The sequence below is a fragment of the Thiocystis violacea genome, from assembly GCF_016583565.1.
Lineage (GTDB): Bacteria > Pseudomonadota > Gammaproteobacteria > Chromatiales > Chromatiaceae > Thiorhodococcus > Thiorhodococcus violaceus_A.
Genome location: NZ_NRRF01000282.1, coordinates 1 through 466, shown reverse-complemented (window position 1 = coordinate 466; position 466 = coordinate 1). Strand labels below are relative to the sequence as shown.

The following is a 466-nucleotide window of genomic DNA, read 5'->3' as shown; positions in this document are numbered from 1 at the left end:
TCGACGACTTCGAGACCGTGCTCGCGCACGAGGCGCGCCGCCGCGGCGCGCACGGCGTCGTCTGCGGCCACATCCACCACGCCGAGATCCGCACGATCGACGGCGTTCTCTACTGCAACGACGGCGACTGGGTCGAGAGCCTGACGGCCCTCGTCGAACACGCCGACGGCCGGCTGGAGATCGTGCGCGGCGGGCGGCGCACCCTGCCGGTGGCGGCGATGCCGGCAGCGGCCGAGTCCCTGCCGGAGGCCGAGCCGGTGGCCTGAAGCGGCGCCCTGCGGCGCTCAGGCCGCCACGGCCTCGGCCTCGCCCAGGCCGTGCCGCGACGGAGCGCTGCGGCCGCGCAGCAGTTCGTCGAAGACCTCCAGCACCTCGGCCGCCGCGCGGTTGTCGACCCAGCGCACCCGCGCCTGGTACTGCGGCAGGCGCTGCAGCAGTTCGGCCATCGCGGCCGGCAGCTCGCGCA

General features: G+C 75.8%; 1 protein-coding gene and 1 pseudogene. One reads left to right on the top strand and one right to left on the bottom strand.

Features of this window, described 5'->3' with window-relative positions; all coding sequences use genetic code 11:
* The coding region (locus CKO23_RS25215) for a UDP-2,3-diacylglucosamine diphosphatase (RefSeq protein ID WP_369408017.1) at positions 1–266 on the top strand (266 nt) is incomplete at its 5' end.
* A gap of 18 nt (positions 267–284) precedes the next feature.
* On the opposite strand, the pseudogene CKO23_RS25210 reads toward CKO23_RS25215, so the two are convergent.
* Positions 285–466 (bottom strand): annotated as a pseudogene (locus CKO23_RS25210) (hypothetical protein); the annotation flags it as partial.